Source organism: Aeromicrobium sp. (assembly GCF_036675695.1).
GTDB lineage: Bacteria > Actinomycetota > Actinomycetes > Propionibacteriales > Nocardioidaceae > Aeromicrobium.
Window position 1 is genome coordinate 1 of record NZ_JAKFEL010000228.1, and the last position, 16,626, is coordinate 16,626.

At 64.6% G+C, this 16,626-nt stretch carries 16 protein-coding genes and 1 riboswitch; of the genes, 9 read left to right on the forward strand and 7 right to left on the reverse strand.

What is annotated here, in order from left to right:
• Positions 1–18: 18 nt before the first annotated feature.
• A riboswitch (ZMP/ZTP riboswitch) is annotated at positions 19–106 on the reverse strand.
• A gap of 55 nt (positions 107–161) precedes the next feature.
• Positions 162–590 (reverse strand): PaaI family thioesterase, encoded by a 429-nt coding sequence (locus tag V6M39_RS14840; protein ID WP_332644587.1) that lies wholly within the window; start codon positions 588–590, stop codon positions 162–164.
• Positions 591–646: 56 nt separating this feature from the next.
• On the opposite strand from V6M39_RS14840, the gene V6M39_RS14845 reads away from it, so the two are divergent.
• From V6M39_RS14845 to V6M39_RS14860, 4 genes are read left to right on the forward strand one after another with little or no spacing between them, the layout of a single operon-like run.
• Positions 647–1,177 carry a DUF305 domain-containing protein gene (locus V6M39_RS14845; RefSeq protein ID WP_332644588.1) on the forward strand — a complete coding sequence of 177 codons (531 nt, stop codon included), beginning with the start codon at positions 647–649 and terminating at the stop codon, positions 1,175–1,177.
• Positions 1,174–1,470, forward strand: coding sequence for a metal-sensitive transcriptional regulator (locus V6M39_RS14850; protein WP_332644589.1), 297 nt, complete (start codon positions 1,174–1,176; stop codon positions 1,468–1,470). Before V6M39_RS14845 ends, V6M39_RS14850 begins: the two co-directional genes overlap by 4 nt.
• Positions 1,471–1,482: 12 nt before the next feature.
• Positions 1,483–1,719 (forward strand): heavy-metal-associated domain-containing protein, encoded by a 237-nt coding sequence (locus tag V6M39_RS14855; RefSeq protein WP_332644590.1) that lies wholly within the window; start codon positions 1,483–1,485, stop codon positions 1,717–1,719.
• The gene (locus V6M39_RS14860) at positions 1,716–3,905 is read left to right on the forward strand and encodes a heavy metal translocating P-type ATPase (protein WP_332644591.1); all 2,190 of its coding nucleotides are present in this window, start codon (positions 1,716–1,718) and stop codon (positions 3,903–3,905) included. The genes V6M39_RS14855 and V6M39_RS14860 overlap by 4 nt, the downstream gene beginning before the upstream one ends.
• Here the strand turns inward: V6M39_RS14860 and V6M39_RS14865 are convergent.
• The gene (locus V6M39_RS14865) at positions 3,895–4,875 is read right to left on the reverse strand and encodes an NAD-dependent epimerase/dehydratase family protein (RefSeq protein ID WP_332644592.1); all 981 of its coding nucleotides are present in this window, start codon (positions 4,873–4,875) and stop codon (positions 3,895–3,897) included. The genes V6M39_RS14860 and V6M39_RS14865 overlap by 11 nt on opposite strands.
• Positions 4,876–4,943: 68 nt before the next feature.
• On the opposite strand from V6M39_RS14865, the gene V6M39_RS14870 reads away from it, so the two are divergent.
• The 3 genes from V6M39_RS14870 to V6M39_RS14880 are packed head-to-tail and all read left to right on the forward strand — an operon-like array spanning position 4,944 to position 8,042.
• Complete coding sequence (locus V6M39_RS14870) at positions 4,944–5,675, forward strand: DUF4184 family protein (RefSeq protein WP_332644593.1); 732 nt, start codon at positions 4,944–4,946, stop codon at positions 5,673–5,675.
• 25 nt (positions 5,676–5,700) lie between these two features.
• The gene (locus V6M39_RS14875; protein ID WP_332644594.1) at positions 5,701–6,006 is read left to right on the forward strand and encodes a YbaY family lipoprotein; all 306 of its coding nucleotides are present in this window, start codon (positions 5,701–5,703) and stop codon (positions 6,004–6,006) included.
• Positions 6,006–8,042, forward strand: a complete 2,037-nt coding sequence (locus V6M39_RS14880; RefSeq protein WP_332644595.1) for an ABC transporter ATP-binding protein — start codon at positions 6,006–6,008, stop codon at positions 8,040–8,042. The genes V6M39_RS14875 and V6M39_RS14880 overlap by 1 nt, the downstream gene beginning before the upstream one ends.
• Here V6M39_RS14880 and V6M39_RS14885 read toward each other — a convergent pair.
• A complete protein-coding gene (locus V6M39_RS14885) occupies positions 8,039–9,502 on the reverse strand; it encodes an NAD-dependent succinate-semialdehyde dehydrogenase (RefSeq protein ID WP_332644596.1) in 1,464 nt (487 codons plus the stop codon). The genes V6M39_RS14880 and V6M39_RS14885 overlap by 4 nt on opposite strands.
• Before the next feature lie 36 nt (positions 9,503–9,538).
• Entirely contained in the window at positions 9,539–10,192 is a 654-nt protein-coding gene (locus tag V6M39_RS14890) for a DedA family protein (protein ID WP_332644597.1), read from the reverse strand.
• A gap of 4 nt (positions 10,193–10,196) precedes the next feature.
• Here V6M39_RS14890 and V6M39_RS14895 point away from each other — a divergent pair, with 4 nt between their 5' ends.
• Positions 10,197–11,687, forward strand: a complete 1,491-nt coding sequence (locus tag V6M39_RS14895) for a hypothetical protein (RefSeq protein ID WP_332644598.1) — start codon at positions 10,197–10,199, stop codon at positions 11,685–11,687.
• Here V6M39_RS14895 and dnaB read toward each other — a convergent pair whose 3' ends face one another.
• Positions 11,688–13,100 carry a replicative DNA helicase gene (gene dnaB, locus V6M39_RS14900; protein WP_332644599.1) on the reverse strand — a complete coding sequence of 471 codons (1,413 nt, stop codon included), beginning with the start codon at positions 13,098–13,100 and terminating at the stop codon, positions 11,688–11,690.
• Between the two features lie 363 nt (positions 13,101–13,463).
• Between dnaB and V6M39_RS14905 the strand changes: the two genes are divergently transcribed.
• The gene (locus V6M39_RS14905; RefSeq protein ID WP_332644600.1) at positions 13,464–14,783 is read left to right on the forward strand and encodes an MATE family efflux transporter; all 1,320 of its coding nucleotides are present in this window, start codon (positions 13,464–13,466) and stop codon (positions 14,781–14,783) included.
• Here V6M39_RS14905 and V6M39_RS14910 read toward each other — a convergent pair.
• Both V6M39_RS14910 and V6M39_RS14915 read right to left on the reverse strand, forming a co-directional pair.
• Positions 14,770–16,443, reverse strand: a complete 1,674-nt coding sequence (locus V6M39_RS14910) for an ABC transporter family substrate-binding protein (protein WP_332644601.1) — start codon at positions 16,441–16,443, stop codon at positions 14,770–14,772. The genes V6M39_RS14905 and V6M39_RS14910 overlap by 14 nt on opposite strands.
• 67 nt (positions 16,444–16,510) lie before the next feature.
• A complete protein-coding gene (locus V6M39_RS14915; protein ID WP_332644602.1) occupies positions 16,511–16,618 on the reverse strand; it encodes a 50S ribosomal L9 C-terminal domain-containing protein in 108 nt (35 codons plus the stop codon).
• Positions 16,619–16,626 lie beyond the last annotated feature (8 nt).

Here is a 16,626-nt window from a genome sequence, read left to right on the forward strand (position 1 = left end):
GTCAGCAGAACTTGGCTGACGTGGGGCCCAGGCGAACGGTCCCGATGTCGTGGTGATCGATCGCTCCCCGGTGGTACCCACCTCAACGCCAGTCGCGATCAACTACCCCAATCGTACCGGCTGATTCCCGGCGCGAAATCCGCTTCCAGCGATCGGACGGATCAGGCGGGTGCGATGCCAGCGAAGTGCGCGAGTGCCTCGGGCGGGACTTCCTGCTCCAGGTTGGCGAGACGTACCTGGCCCTGGGCAATGAGCTTGCCGTCCTCATCCACCGAGTCCAGGTGCCACAGCTGCTGGGTGCGTCCGCGATGGATCGGGGTGGCCGTCGTGGTGATCGTGTCTCCGACCTTCGCCTGGCGCAGGAAGTCCGTCGAGTTGTTGGTGCCGACGGCGACTCCCTTGCCGTTGAGCCACAGGAGCCCGGCGACGCTAGCTGTCGACTCGTGCACGGCGCAGTAGACACCACCGTGCGGGATGCCGAATGGCTGTAGGTGCCGCTCGTCGATCGTGAACCTCACGACGACCTTGTCAGCCGTGGCCTCAAGGTGTTCGACGCCGAGCAGGCCGTCCAGTCCGGGAATCTCTGTCATGTGACCAGCCTAGGCCGCGCTTGATTTGTATACCCCCTAGGGGTATGGTCGTGCCCATGAAGCGAATCCTGATGTTCATTGCGGTACTGCCCCTGCTGGCTCTTGCGGCGTGTGGAGGTTCGACCGACCACAACGACGCCGATGTCGAGTTCGCGCAGCAGATGATCCCCCACCACCAGCAAGCGGTCATGATGGCCGACCTGGTTCCTGGCGCTGACGCCTCGCCCGAGGTCGTCGATCTCGCTGCCCAGATCAAAGCTGCCCAAGCACCCGAGATCACGCTGATGCGCGGCTGGCTCAAGGACTGGGACGAGAGCGTGATGGGCGGTCACGACATGGGTGACATGGACGGCATGGAGATGGACGGGATGCTGAGCGGCGCCGAGATGCGTGAACTTGCCCGGACCCGCGGCGCCGAGTTCGACCGCCTCTGGCTGACCGGGATGATCAGCCACCACGACGGTGCCATCGAGATGGCCGACGACGTCCTCGAGGACGGGAAGTCGACCGACGTTGCCGAGCTGGCCCGCAACATCATCACGGCGCAGAAGGCCGAGATCGCCACCATGGAAGAGCTCCTCAAATGACCGACCACGTGACACCCGGCTACTCCGACGACAAGGTCGCCGTGCTCAAGCGGCTCAAGCGCATCGAAGGTCAGGTACGCGGGTTGTCCCGCATGGTCGAGGACGACACCTACTGCATCGATGTACTCACCCAGGTCTCCGCCACAACCAAGGCGCTCGAAGCCGTTGCCCTCAAGCTTCTCGACGAGCACCTGGCTCACTGCGTCGTCAACGCCGCCCGCGCCGGCGGCGAGGAGTCCGACACCAAGATCAAAGAAGCGTCGGACGCCATCGCGCGCCTCGTACGTTCATAAGAAGGGAACGACATGACAACCCAGACCTACCCCGTCAACGGAATGACCTGCGCGCACTGCGTAGCCTCCGTCACCGAAGAGCTGTCCGCACTGGAGGGCGTCACCGACGTCACCGTTGACCTCGTCGCCGGAGGCACGTCCCCGGTCACCGTCACCAGCACCGATCCACTCGACCCCGCTCTCGTCGCCGAAGCCGTCGACGAGGCTGGCTATGCACTCGCAGGTCCGCGCGACCTGCCGTTGGCATGACTACTCACAAGCTCGACATCGGCGGCATGACCTGCACGTCGTGCGCGATGCGAGTCGAGAAGAAGCTCAACAAGCTCGACGGTGTCACCGCCACGGTCAACTACGCGACCGAGAAGGCGAGCATCGAGGCTGGAGATGGCGTCGACGTACAGACCCTGATCGACACCGTCGCAAAGACGGGCTACTCAGCAAAAGTGCGCCCCCCGACAGGTCACGAGCACGCGCCTGAGATGGACCACTCGGACCACGAGGGTCTACATGGTGCCGCCTCGATGCTCCAGCGACTCAAGATCTCCGCTGCCCTGGCGCTTCCAGTCGTACTGGTCTCGATGATTCCGTCTCTTCAGTTCGACAACTGGCAGTGGCTCGTCTTCGCATTGGCATCTCCCGTGGTCATCTGGGGTGCCTACCCGTTCCACAAGGCAGCCTGGACCAACGCCCGGCACGGGGCGGCGACGATGGACACGCTGGTCAGCGTCGGAGTCGGCGCAGCCTACCTCTGGTCGGTGTGGGCACTGTTCTTCGGCGATGCAGGCATGGCCGGCATGACCATGGAGTTCACCTGGCTGGCCAGCAGTGGCGGACATGACGAGATCTATCTCGAAGTCGCAAGTGCCGTGACGGTGTTCATCCTCGCCGGCCACTACCTCGAGGCAAATGCCAAGAAGCAGTCGAGCGCCGCCTTGCGAGCGCTGATGGATCTCGGAGTCAAAGAGGTCACCGTGCTCCGCGACGGCGCGGAGACTCCCATCGCCCTGACCGACCTCAACGAAGGCGATCTGTTCGTTGCGCGGCCCGGAGAGAAGATCGCAACTGACGGAATCGTGGTCGAGGGCAGCTCAGCGGTCGACGAATCGATGCTGACCGGCGAGTCCGTGCCCGTCGAGGTCGTCGTCGGCACCGCCGTCACCGGTGCCACCATCAACCAGAGCGGTCGGCTCGTCATACGCGCCACTGCCGTTGGTTCAGACACCCAGCTCGCCCAAATGGCACGGCTGGTCGAGGAAGCGCAGGACGGCAAGGCCGACGTGCAGCGCCTCGCCGACCGGATCTCGGCATGGTTCGTTCCCGCAGTCATCGTCCTCTCGCTGGCGACCCTGGCCACGTGGCTGATCCTCGGCAACTCGGTGACCGAAGCCTTCACGGCCGCCGTCGCGGTCCTGATCATCGCCTGCCCCTGCGCCCTGGGCCTGGCGACTCCGACTGCCTTGATGGTCGGCACGGGTCGAGGTGCCCAGCTCGGCATCCTGATCAAGGGCCCGCAGATTCTGGAGTCGACCCGCAAGATCGACACGATCGTGCTCGACAAGACAGGCACGGTCACCAGTGGAGAGATGAGCGTTGTCTCGGTCGACCCAGCACCCGGCGTGGATCCGACCGAGCTGCGACTCGTTGCTGCCTCGCTCGAGCATGCGTCAGAGCACCCCATCGCCCGGGCCGTCGCCACGCTCGCCGCACCTGTCGCAGTCGAGTCGTTCACCAACGAAGCCGGCTTTGGAGTCCGTGGTTCGGTGGAAGGCCGCAGCGCACTCGTGGGTCGCCCGTCCTGGTTGACCGAGCAGGGAGTCAAGGCCCCAGCCAGTTCAGGAGCTCAAGGCACAACTGTCGCGGTCGCATGGGACGGCGCGTTCCGTGGCACGATCACGGTCGCCGACACCATCAAGCCCTCCTCTGCCCGAGCCATCGGGCAGCTGCGAACGCTGGGCCTGGAGCCAGTCCTGTTGACCGGTGACAACAAAGCCGTCGCCGAGGCAGTTGGAGCCGAGGTGGGCATCGACCGGGTCATCGCGGATGTCACGCCAGCGGACAAGCTGCGCACGATCCGTGAGCTCCAAGGCGAAGGCCGCGTCGTCGCCATGGTCGGCGATGGTGTCAACGATGCAGCAGCACTGGCCGGTTCTGACCTCGGTATCGCAATGGGCACCGGTACGGACGTCGCAATCCAGGCATCGGACCTCACCTTGGTCAAGGGCGACCTCGCTACGGCCGTTGACGCCGTACGTCTGTCTCGGGCGACGCTCCGCACGATCAAGGGCAACCTGTTCTGGGCATTCGCCTACAACGTGGCGGCCATCCCGCTGGCGGCACTCGGACTGCTCAATCCCCTGATCGCAGGCTTCACGATGGCGTTCAGCTCGGTGTTCGTGGTGACCAACAGCTTGCGGTTGCGCCGGTTCAAGGCTTGAGCTGAGCAATCAGTTCGAGCTCATCGTCTCGGGAGAGCCCAGCCTTCCGTTGTCGCTCCAGACCCTGGTCGCGCTCGTACGTCAGAGTGTCGGCCAGGGTCTCGGCAAGCGGTCGGCGTACGAGTCCGCGCTCCAGCGAGCGGGCGTCATCCATCAACCCCATGCCGTAGTGACTTGCAGGGAGCCAAAGCGGAAGCGACCGCGGTCCCATCCATTCCTCGACATCGCGCTCCCGCAGCCAGTCTTCGCCGGCCAGCACCTGCTCGCCGGTGAAGTCGGCGGCCTCGGCCGACAACCGCACCAGATCACCGACGGTCGTACGTTCGCCGGCGCCGTGGACAATGCCAGTCACGTTCGCCTCAGCCGCCTCGGCGATCCACTTCGCAAGATCGCGGACGTCAATCACCTGCATCGGCTGGGTGGCGACGTCCGGCACCAGCACCGGTTCGTCGCCAGCTAGGGCGAACCGGGACACGTAGTAGCCCAGTCGGTCCGAGCGATCACCAGGACCACCGATCAGCCCGACGCGTACGACGAGGTGGTTGGGCAGGCTGCGCACGATCTCCTCACAGGCGACCTTGCCCTCGCCGTATGTCTCGGGTCCGGCGACCTCATCGTCAAGTGGGTCGAGCAGCGGTGAGGCCTCGGTCAACGGTCCGCTCTGGTCGGCATAGACCGAGCCCGTCGACACCAGCGTCCAGTGCGATGCCGCGCCGCCGAGCACGCAGGCGGCCGAGCGCACGTGGCCCGGCTGCCGTGACACATCGATCACCATGTCCCAACGCTGGTCGAGAACCTTCTCGTATGCGGTCGGGTCATCTCGATCGCCCTGTACGAACGTGGCCGACGTCGGCGCCTCGCCCGACTCACCGCGCGCCAGACAGGTGACGTCGTGACCACGCATCACCGCGTGACCCGCGATCTGCCCGCCCAGCCAGGACGTGCCACCGAGGACCAATACCTTGCTCACTTCTCCAGACGACCATGTGACTCGACGTTCTCCAAGGATGTTCACTGCTGGCGCAATAGGCTCAGTGAATGCCGCTGACCCTGAGCCACCCGGCGGCCGTCCTCCCACTTCGGCGCCTCGGCCTGCCGATGACGGCGCTCGTGCTCGGGTCGATGGTTCTCGACGTGCCGCTCTACCTCGGCTCGCTTCGCGGGTACGAGATCACCCACAACCCGCTGAGCATCGTCACGGTCGACATTGCACTCACACTGTTTGCGCTGCTCGTGTGGTTTGCCGTGCTGCGCGACCCGTTGGTCGATCTCTCGCCGGCGCCGATTCGATCGCGCCTGACCCCGCACGCGCGGCTGAGCCGACGACAGTGGCTGCTCGCCATCCCCGCCGGAGCCATCGCCGCCGCAACCCACATCTTCTGGGACTCGTTCACCCATGCCGACCGTTGGGGCTACGACCGGGTGACCTGGCTCCGAACCGATCACCTCGGCCTCTCGGGTCTGCGATGGGCACAGTACGGCTCGGCGCTCATCGGTCTGGCCGTCGTGATCTCGTACGCCGTGGTCGAGCTGCGTTCACTGCCTGCCGACGACCCCCGACCCCCCAGGGCGCTGGGCACGTACGCGCTGCTCGGCGCATTCAGCGTCGCCGCTGCCCTCGGGCTCCTCACCGTGGTCACCGCAATACCCGACGGGCTCTACGCCATGGCCTTCCACGGCGTCGTCATCTCCCTCATCACGCTGGCTGTCACCGTCCTGGCGGTGTGCCTCGCGTGGCACGTCCACGTACGCAGTCATCGGGACGAGTGACCAGGACGGGCATAGCATCGAGGGCATGACTCTCATGACTGTCAGTGGCAATGTCTTGTTCCGCGAGCGCATTGCCGTCCCGCCCGGAGCAATTGCCACGGTCAAGCTGGTGGACACCGAAGGTGAGGTGCTCGCCGCCACAGCGGTCGACGCACCGGGCGTACCGGTCGAGTTCTCGGTGACAGTGGACTCTGAGTTCGTGCCCGACCCGGCCAATCTGCTCATCTGGGCGATCCTCCGTACCGAGGTTGGCGTGTGGGGCACCACCGAGCTCGTTCCCGTCGAAGGCGATGCCACCGCAGTCATGCTGACGAAGATCGACGTCGACTGATGCCGGGCGGCGGTGGAGGCGGCGGCCGCGGTGGTGGAGGTGGTGGAAGCAAGATCACCCACATCCCGGACGAGGAGCTGAAGGCCGGCAACAACCGGCCCATCCTCCGCCGCATCGCCCGCATGCTTCGGCCTTATCGCGGCCAGATCATCCTGGTCGCCATAGCCGTCGTCGCCTCGGCGATCCTCACCTCGATCGTCCCGTTCCTGACGAAGGCCGTGTTCGACAAGGCACTCTTCCCGCCGGTCGGCAAACCTGACCTCACCTTGCTGTGGTGGCTGTTCGGCTTCATGTGCCTCATCCCGGTTGCGACCGCGCTGATCGGTATTGGGCAGAACTGGCTCACGTCAACGATCGGCAACTCGGCGATGGCCGACCTCCGCGGTGACCTGTTCGCGCACCTCCAGAAGATGGAGCTCGCGTTCTTCACCGCGACCAAGACGGGTGCGATCCAGTCACGCCTCGCCAACGACGTCGCCGGCGTACGTACGGTGCTCACCGACACCGCCACGACGATCCTGCAGAACACGGTGACCGTCACCGCGGCATTCGTGTCGATGGTGATCCTGTCGTGGCAGCTGACGATCCTGACACTGATCGTGATGCCGCTGTTCGTCTACATCCAGCTGCAGGTCGGCAAGCGCCGGCAGAAGCTTGCCCGCAAGACCCAGGAGTCGCTGTCGGAGATGACGGCGATCACCGAGGAAGCACTCAGCGTCTCCGGCATCCTGCTGTCGAAGGTGTTCAACCGCTCGGAGGCAGAGGTCCAGCGCTACCGCGAGGCCAACCGCAACCAGACCAAGCTCCAGGTCGACCAAGCCATGACCGGTCGCGCGTTCTTCGCCACCGTGCAGACATTCTTCGCGCTCACCCCCGCGCTGGTCTATCTGGTCGCAGGATTCATGCTCAACAACGGCACCTCGCTGACCGCCGGAACGCTCGTCGCCTTCACCACCGTCCAGGCGCGCCTGCAGATGCCGCTGCTCCAGCTGATGCGCGTGACGCTCGACGTGCAGACGTCGCTGGCGCTGTTCCGCCGCATCTTCGAGTACCTCGACCTGAAGCCGGCCATCACCGAGCGACCGAATGCCCAGACGGTCAACCCGGCAACCGTGCGGGGCGAGATCGAGTTCAGAGACGTGTTCTTCCGCTACCCCGAGCCCCGCTCACTCACGGGCGATAAGCGCGGCGATCGCTTCGGTGAGACTGGCGTACGCATCGATCGCGAGGAGGGAGAGGCGCCACCACAGAAGTCCTGGGCGCTCGCCGATGTCTCGCTCAAGGTCATGCCCGGACAGCTCGCCGCGATCGTCGGTCCGTCCGGCTCCGGCAAGACCACCGCGACGTATCTCGTGCCCCGCTTCTATGACGTCACCGATGGCGCCGTGCTGCTCGACGGCACTGACGTACGCGACCTGACGATGGGATCGCTCGCCGATTCCATCGGAATGGTCACCCAGGAGCCGTACCTCTTCCACGGCACGATCCGTGACAACATCGCGTACGCCAAGCCCGACGCGACCGCCGACGAGATCGAGCAGGCCGCACGCGACGCCAACATCCACGAGCGCATCATGTCGTTCGCCGACGGGTACGAGACGATCACCGGCGAGCGCGGCTATCGCCTCAGCGGTGGCGAGAAGCAGCGGCTCGCGATCGCGCGCGTGCTGCTGATGGACCCGCGCATCCTGATTCTCGACGAGGCCACCTCGGCACTCGACACCGAAACCGAACGCCTCGTACAAGACGCGCTCGAGCGGGCGACTCACAACCGCACGACGATCGCAATCGCCCACCGGTTGTCGACGATCCACAACGCCGACGTCATCTTCGGTCTCGAGGACGGCAAGCTCGTCGAGCAGGGAACCCACGATGAGCTGCTCAAGCTGGGCGGTCTCTACTCACGTCTGTATGTCGAGCAGTTCGGCTCGGGCCAGATCGAGGCGCGGTTCACCGACGGCGTGCGATTCACCGACGGCAAGACCTACTGCGACAAGCCGAGCCGCGACGAGCGACGAGCGGACGTCTCGTTCTAGAAGGCGAGGCCCACGTACTTGGTCTCGAGGTACTCCTCGATGCCTTCGGTGCCACCTTCTCGACCGAATCCACTCGACTTCATTCCGCCGAACGGTGCGGCGGGGTTGGAGACAATGCCCTGGTTGATGCCGACCATACCGGTGTCGAGTGCCTCGTAGACGCGCATCGCGCGGGCGTAGTCCTGCGTGAAGGCGTAGGCGACCAAGCCGTACTCCGTGTCGTTGGCCATTCGTAGTGCCTCGGCCTCATCGGTGAACGTGAAGATCGGCGCAACGGGCCCGAAGATCTCCTCGGTACGCAGCCGAGCCGAGTCGGGCACCTGGGTCAGGACCGTCGGCGGGTAGAAGTAGCCCTCCCCCTCGAGTGCAGAGCCACCGGTGAGCGCCTTGGCGCCCTTGCCGACCGCATCGTCAACGAGCTCGGCGACCTTGTCGCGCTGCTTGGCTTCGACCAGCGGGCCGACGTCGATGCCATCATCGGTACCCCGGCCTATGGTGAGCGCCACCATCTTGGCCGACAACCTCTCGCCGAACTCTTCGACAACCGACTCGTGCACGATGAAGCGGTTCGCGGCGGTGCATGCCTCACCGATGTTGCGCATCTTGGCGAGCATGGCACCCTCGACCGCCTTGTCGAGGTCAGCGTCGTCGAAGACCAGGAATGGCGCATTGCCACCCAGCTCCATCGACACGCGCAGGATGCCCTCGGCGCTCTGCTCGATGAGAGTTCGACCGACCTCAGTCGAGCCGGTGAACGTCAGCTTGCGCAGCCGCGGGTCACGAATGATCGGCTCCATGACCGGGCCGGTGTTGGTGGTCGTGACGACGTTCAGCACACCCTTGGGGAGCCCAGCCTCGGCCAGGATGTCGGCGAGCCGCAGCATCGAGAGCGGCGTCAGTGCCGCGGGCTTGACCACCATCGTGCAACCGGCCGCGATGGCTGGCCCGATCTTGCGGGTGCCCATGGCCATCGGGAAGTTCCACGGCGTGATCATCAAGCAAGGCCCGACAGGCTGCTTGAGCGTGAGCAGTCGGGTCGCACCGTTGGGCGCCACCGAGTAGCGACCAGAGATGCGGACAGCCTCCTCGGCGAACCACCGGAAGAACTCCGAGGCGTACGCGATCTCCGACTTGCTCTCCTTGATCGGCTTGCCCATCTCGAGCGTCATCAGCAGAGCCAGCTCATCGACGCGCTCGGTGATCAGCTCGTACGCGCCTCGCAGGATCTCTCCGCGATCTCTCGGTGGTGTGGCAGCCCACTCATCCTGCACAGCGACAGCGGCATCAATCGCTGCCTTGCCGTCGGCCACGCTGGCATCCGCCACGTCGATGAGGTTGGCGCCCGTCGAAGGGTCTTCAACACCGAATGTCTTGCCGCCTTCAGCGTCACGCCATTCGCCGCCGATGAACAGCTGCGGATGAACGGCGTCGAGCACCGCCTTCTCGTCGGATCCAGTCATGTCGTCAGCCTAGGACTGATGGCAAGCACGTGTCGCTCAGGCTGTGCGTCGCTCCCGAAGCCTCACGAAGACGAACACCCCAATGACCAGGAGCACCAGACCGATCACGAGCTTTTGGAACACGGAGGCATACGGCTCGACGGCGTCCCAGTTCTCGCCCAGCCGATAGCCGGCGATGACGAAGATCGAGTTCCAGATCGCGCTACCTGCCGCGGTGAGCACAAAGAATGCGCCGAAGTGCATCCGCTCCACGCCGGCCGGAATCGAGATGAGGCTGCGGAAGATCGGGACCATGCGACCAAAGAAGACAGCCTGGCCTCCGTGCTTGGAGAACCACGCCTCCGTACGTTGCAGATCGCTCACCTTGAGGAGCGGGGTCTTTTCGAAGATCCAGGCTGCACGTTCCCGGCCGAAGACGGCACCGAGCCAATAGAGCACGCACGCTCCGAAGACGGATCCGACAGTGGTGGCAATCAGCGCTCCGGCCAGTGAGAACGTGCCCTGGCTCGCAGCAAACCCCGCCAACGGGAGGATGATCTCGCTCGGGATCGGTGGGAAGAAGTTGTCGAGCGACACTGCCAACGCAGCGCCGAACAAGCCCAGCTTGTCCATCAGGTCGACCGTCCAGCCCGCGAGTCCCGAATCTGGGGCGTTACTTGTCTCAATTGCAAGGGCGGTCAGTAGTGTCACGGGCATGAGCCTAACTCCCACGCTCCAACGCTCTGCCGTGGTTGCCGGGATCGTTGGCCTCGCCCTCATCGCCAGCGGATTCGCCGTACTCCACTCGTCCGACGACGATGACGCACGGACCGACGACCTGCGCATGCCCACCAAATCCCTGGAGCTGGTCGCGACAACAACGCCCGCCGAGAACGCCGTCGCCGTCTCAAGTCGCTTGTACGCCTCGTCGCCTGTCGTTCTGGTTGCCAGCTCGTCCGACCCGAAAGCCCAGGACCTGGCAGTCGCCACCGCGAACAGGCTCGCAGTTCCGGTGCTGATCGATGATCCGGCGACCGCAGCCGAGGTCAAGCGACTGGGTCCATCCACAGTGCTGACCTTCGGAACAACGAGCTCGTACGCCGACGCTCGACCTGCCACGCAGTCAACGGTCGGCAAGGAAGTTGCGCGCGTGCGTACGGCGTTCGACATCACTTCAGCCCCGCAGCGCGACATCATCGTGTTGACCGGTTCATTGAAGAGGAACGCCGCCGCCGTTGCCTCTGCGACCAACGCCGGGGCCACCGTCCTGGAGGTTCCGCGCGGCGACCCCCGCACCGTGCCGGAAGCCGCAAAGACGATCGCCGCTGCTCCCAAGGCTCCCGTCATCGCACTTGGCCCGCGGTTCACCGTCAACCTTGAGTACACGCTGGCCGCCGTCCGATCAGGTGTGGAGCAGTTCGGCGGCGGCTATCTCGCGTTCCCGGGGCGCACGATGGTCGCGCTCTACGGCCATCCGTCCACCAAGGCACTCGGCGTCCTCGGAGAGCAGAGCGTTGCCGCGACGGTCAGACGCGCCAAGGTGCTCGCAGCGAAGTACCGCAAGATCGTCAAGACACCGGTCGTGCCCACGTTCGAGATCATCGCCACGGTGGCGTCCGCCGGCGCCGGCAAGGACAAGAACTACTCCGCCGAGACCAAGATCCGCGAGCTACTGCCGTTGATCAACGCAGCGGAAAAGAACGGCATCTACGTCATCCTCGACCTGCAACCGGGCCGAACTCACTTCCTCGCCCAGGCCAAGCAGTACGAGTCTCTGCTCAAGCGACCGCATGTCGGTCTGGCGCTCGATCCGGAGTGGCGTCTACGAAAGCACCAGAAGCACCTCCGGCAGATCGGCAGCGTTTCGGTTCACGAAGTGAACAAGGTCGGCGCGTGGTTGGCTGCCCTCACCCGCAAGAACAACCTCCCGCAGAAGGTGTTCGTCCTCCACCAGTTCAACATCAACATGATCAAGGGACGCTCGAAGGTCGTCACCACAAGGCCTGAGCTGGCAACCGTGATCCACGTCGACGGTCAAGGCGGGCAGGCCGCCAAGCGCGGTACGTGGAACTACCTGCGTGAGAAGGCACCCAAAGGCGTGTTCTGGGGCTGGAAGAACTTCCACGACGAGGACAAGCCGATGCTGTCCATCCCGCAGACCTGGAAGCGGGTCAAACCCCACCCCCAGCTCATCAGCTATCAGTAGCTAGCCGAAATAGTCGCCGGCGGCTGCTCCGGATGGCTCTGCGTCACGCGCCATCGGCGTGAAGCGCGAGTAGTGACCCTGGAAGCTGACGGCGACTCGGTTGACCGGACCGGAACGGTTCTTGGCGATGATGATGTCGGCCTCGCCGGGACGATCGGAGTCGCCGGCACCGTAGGCGTCGGGACGGTTGAGCAGCATGACGATATCGGCGTCCTGCTCGATCGATCCGGACTCACGAAGGTCGGACAGCATCGGGGTCTTGTCGGTGCGCTGCTCAGAACCTCGGTTGAGCTGACTGATCGCGACGACCGGGATCTCGAGCTCCTTGGCCAACAGCTTGATCTGACGCGAGAACTCCGACACCTCGACCTGACGGTTCTCGACTCGCTTGCCGGACGTCATCAGCTGGAGGTAGTCGATCACCATGAAGCCAAGGCCATGGGTCTTCTTGATGCGGCGGGCCTTGGACCGGATCTCCGGCATCGTCATGTTGGCGGAGTCGTCGATGACGATCGGTGCTGCTTGTACGCGTGGCATCGCCTTGGCGATCGCGTCCCAGTCGCGCTGGCTCATGCCGCCACCACGCATCTGCGAGACGTTGACCTTGGCTTCGGCCGAAAGCATGCGCATCGCGATCTCAGGTCCCGACATTTCGAGCGAGAAGATCGCGCTCGGAATCTGATGACGGATCGACGCGGACCTGCAGAAGTCGAGGCCGAGGGTCGACTTGCCGACACCGGGTCGAGCAGCCACAACGATCATCTGGCCGGGACGGAACCCCGTCGTGAGGCGGTCAAGATCGGGGAAACCTGATGGCACACCATGCATCTCGGTGCCGCGGCCCTGGATCTCTTCGATCTCGTCAATCGTCTCCAGCATCAGGTCGGAGACGTTCTTGTAGTCCTCGGCGGTCTTGGTGCCGTCGACGTCGAGGACTTCCTTCTGCGCCCGATCAACGATCTCTGAAACCTCGCCCTGACCGGCCTGGCCCAGCTGGGCAATGCGCTGCCCGACTTCAACGAGTCGGCGAAGCACTGCCTTCTCGTGAACGATGTCGGCGTAGAAGTCGACGTTGGCGGCAATCGGAACACTGGCAACGAGCGTATGGAGGTAAGGCGCGCCACCGATACGGCCGACTTCGCCGCGCCGCTGCAGCTCTGCAGCCACCGTGATCGCATCGGCCGGTTCGCCGCGGTTGGCCAGATCGACAATCGTGTCGAAGATCAGCTCGTGCGCGGGGCGGTAGAAGTCACGTCCGTCGAGGATGTCAGCGGCTGGGTCAATCGCCAGCTTGCTCATCAGCATCGCGCCGAGAACGCTCTGCTCGGCCGCCAAGTCCTGCGGCGGAACGCGTCCGGAGCCGGCGTCTTCGCCCGGCCCGGGCGCAGCCTCGTAGAGCTCCGTGACACTCACTGAATGTGACCCTTTCGCACATGCTCGACGCTATGCGTCCCACCCGACAGTTTTCCGCCGACTCGCCACAGTAGGCCGGTGCGTCAGCAGGCGATAGACAGGCGCGCACAGGGGGTGTGGGTAACCTGGCACAGCCTGGGGAAAACGCCGGGTTCCCATGTGCACAGTCCGTGGACGAAGGTGTGGAAAAGAGGTGGACCGAGTATCCGTTTGAGGATCTGACCTGCGGTGATGTCTGCGCACCGGTGTGGAGACAAAATACTTGAGGACTGTTTTTCGTCCACGGCCGCCTGTTCGTAAACTTGTCGACATATCGCACTCTTTGCACGCCAGATCATCGCTCGTCACCCGAGGAAGGCACTCATGTTCGCCCAGCGTGACGTCGATCGACAGATCGTTCGCGTGGCGATTCCGGCATTCTTCGCGCTGATCACGGAACCGTTGATGTTGCTCGCCGACACTGCAATCGTCGGCCACCTCGGCACGCCTGAGCTGGGCGGTCTTTCGGCTGCCTCGGTTGTACTCGGTACGGTTGTTGGGCTGTGCATCTTCCTCGCGTACGGCAGCACCTCTGCGGTCGCCCGCCACCACGGGGCCGGAGATGAACGAACTGCCTTCGGGCTTGCCATGAGCAGCCTGTGGCTGGCACTCCTGCTGGGAGTCGGACTGGGTCTGCTCACCGCCGGAGCCAGCGGACTGCTCAGTCGAGCGCTCTCGAGCTCGGACCGGGTCGCAGGCCTGGCACAGGACTACTTGGTCATCTCAGCGCTGGCCGTCCCCGCCATGCTGCTGATCCTCGCAGCGACGGGTGCGATGCGCGGGGTCCTCGACCTTCGCACCCCACTGATCGCAACGATCGCCGCCAATCTGCTCAACGTCTGCCTCGCCCTGCTGTTCGTCTACGGGTTCGACTGGGGCATTCGCGGTGCCGCGAGCGCGACCGTCGTGGCTCAGTGGTTTGCCGCCGTCTGGCTCGTGGTCGTCGTCGTTCGGCGAGCACGCGTCGTCAACGCTTCCGCCCGGCCGCGCATCGCCGAAATCCTGGACTCCGGCCGCCAGGGCGTGCCGCTCATCGTCAGGACCATCACCCTCCGGGCATCTCTGGTCCTCGGCACTCTCGTCGCCGCCCGGCTCGGCGACGTTCCGTTGGCGGCCAACCAGGTCGCGGCGGCCATCGTGACATTTCTGGCCTTCGGTCTCGACGCCATCGCCATCGCCGGGCAGACCTTGACCGGCCGAACCCTTGGTGCCGGCGATGCCGCGGGCACCAGAGACCTGACTCGGCGCATGATCGTCTGGGGAATCAGCACCGGACTTGTGGCGGCGATCGTACTGGCGGTGTCAGCCCCGTGGCTTCCTCAGCTGTTCACCTCCGATCGCGCCGTCCAGGACGCCCTCGTGCCTGCCCTTTTGGTCGTGGCGGTGATCCAGCCTCTCTCGGGCATCGTGTTCGTCCTTGACGGCGTGTTGATCGGCGCCGGAGATGGCGCCTACCTGGCCAAGGCCGGCCTGGTGGTCCTCGTTGCCTACGCTCCCTTGGTTCTCTTCGTCGGATGGACCGACGCGGGATTCACCTGGCTGTGGGTCGCGTACGGCGCCTTCATCGCCGCGCGGCTGGTGACGCTGTGGCTGCGGCAACGCAGCGACGCGTGGATGGTTCTCGGCGCGACTAGTCGGCCTTGACGAACCCGACAATCGTCCAGTCGGGCTGCTCAAACTGCGCCGCACCGTAGTTGCGGAGGTCATTGCGCAACGCCATCACGATCGGGGTCACGGCCAGCGGAACCATTGCTGGGTCGGCGAAGATACGTCGATCAAGCCGCCCGATACGGGTGAACCGCAACGCATCATCGAGGGTCGCCGCAGCCTTGTCGAATGCGTCATCGATGTCACCGTCGGCCACGCCGGTGAAGTTCTGGCTCGAGTCGATCGGGTTGAAGCGAGACTGCGCCTCGGCGATCGGGAAGGCTGATCCTCGCCAGACGAACGTCACGATGTCGAAGTCGAGTGCAACGACATGCTTGGGGAAGAAGTCCGTCGCCGGAACGTTCTTGAGCTTCACCTGGATACCGACCTTCTCGAGGTCAGCTTTGATGGCCTGCGCACGCTCGAGGTTGGCCGGGGTGTCAATCGGCACCGGCATCCTCAGGGTGAGCTTCTTGCCCTTGCGCACCATCACACCGTCAGCACCAGCCTTGTAGCCGGCCTTGGCGAGCAGCTGCTTGGCAGCCTTCCGGTCGAACGCAATCGCAGACGACGAGTCCGCATAGCCACGCTGCCCGGGGACATAGACGAGGCTGCCGGGGGCCACGCCATCAAGGCCGAAATCATCCGAGACGGTATCGGCGATCTTGGTGCGGTCAATGGCGCGCGAGACAGCACGACGGACGTCCTCGTCCTTGAGTGGTCCGCGGGCACCATTGAGAGTGAGCTGCGACCACTCGATACCGGCCGCCTGCTGGATCGTGCCGTGCTCACGCGCGACCGAATAGGTCGACGCGTCAACGCTGATCGCGTCCAGCCCGTCCTCGGAAAAGGCCTTGGCTTGAACGTCAGGGGCGGCGATACGCCAGACGATCGAGCTGAGCTTGGGCTTGGTGCCCCACCAGCGCGGGTTGGGCTTCTCGGTCACTGTGCCGGTCTTGGCATCGATAGATGCCACCAGGAAGGGCCCGTTGGACGACGGCGCCTTCTTGACGAAGCCGGAGTTGAACGACTTGGCACTCTTGCTGACGTTGGCTGGCAGGCGGGGGTAGATGTAGTTCGGCCACTCTGCCGTCGGCTCGCTGAACACCACGTCGTACCCGTAGCGGCCGTCGGTCTGGACGTCGGAGATGTCCTCGTAACCCTCGGTCGAGCTGACCTCAAAGTCGTTGTCCTCGCCGTTCTGCGCCTTCCAGAAGGCGACCATGTCCTTGGACGTGATGGGGGCTCCCCCTTGCCAGACGGCCTTGGGGTTGAGCTTGACCCGGATGGTCAGCGGGCTCTCGTTGGTCACCTTCACCGAGCTGGCGTAGTCAGTGTCGACGGTCCAGTCACCGTCCTTGGTGACACGCACCGCTCCGCCTGACGTCGGGCCGAGGATCGTCTGAGCGTCCGACATGGCACCGTCCGCATGCTGCGGGTTGAAGTTGGTGGGGAGGGCTGTCACTGCGAGCCGCAGGTCGCCGCCTTGGGCAACCTTGGCAGCCGAAGCGGCCTTCCAGTCAGTGTTGGGAAGCGACTTGCTGACCACCGGCTTGGGCGCTTCATCGTCGCTGGGAAGCAGAGAACAAGCCGACAAGGCGAGCGCACCTGCGATCAGCAGGGATACGCCCTTCAGGGGGAAAGTTCGCTTGGCCATAAATGACCACCGATGCCCGGCGACTTTCCCCGAAATCAATACAGGGGAGGCCGCCGGGCGGGGTGGACTACTTCGAGGGCACCACGTTGAGCTTGACCTGCGCGCTCACTTCGGGGTGGACCCGGACCGAAACGGTGTGGGCTCCGAGCGACTTGATCGGGTTGCCGACCTCAATGCGTCGCT